This window comes from Vibrio sp. 2134-1 (assembly GCF_033339495.1).
In genome coordinates, this window is the sequence record NZ_JAWOUS010001038.1 from 1 (window position 1) to 500 (window position 500).

A 500-nucleotide genomic window follows, 5' to 3' on the forward strand; every position below is an offset into this window, starting at 1 on the left:
GCCCGATCGCGCACCCAAGTTGCTCGAAGCATACAGCGAAGTGATCGCTCACTTTGCTTCTTCTCCCGTGGTCATTGGTGGCAAGTCGATGGGGGGGAGAATGGCGAGTTTACTCGCAGAGCACGAGCTGGTGGCGGGCATTGCCTGTTTAGGCTTTCCATTTCACCCTCCGGGTAAGCCAGAAAAATTCAAAGGTGATCATCTTGCAAGCATCGACAAGCCCACTCTGATTCTTCAAGGTGAGCGAGATACTTTTGGTAAGCGTGAAGAGTTTGATGAGTTTGTGTTTTCTAAGCAAGTGAAAGTGAGCTTCTTACCTGATGGCGATCATAGCTTTAAGCCGCGCAAGAGCTCGGGACATACCGAAGCGGGCAATATTGCACTTGCAGTAGAGCAACTGTCAGCATTCATCAATGAGGTGTACAGTGAAAAGTAAGTGGTTACTCTCTTTTACGGGACTTTCGGGACTAGTTTCTGTTGCACTAGGTGCTTTCGCAGCG

The 500-nt window shown here is 49.6% G+C and carries 1 protein-coding gene; it reads left to right on the forward strand.

Features of this window, described 5'->3' with window-relative positions; genetic code table 11:
• Window positions 1-436: alpha/beta family hydrolase (locus R7R78_RS29920; protein ID WP_318119962.1), on the forward strand; the 436-nt coding region annotated here is incomplete at its 5' end.
• Window positions 437-500 lie beyond the last annotated feature (64 nt).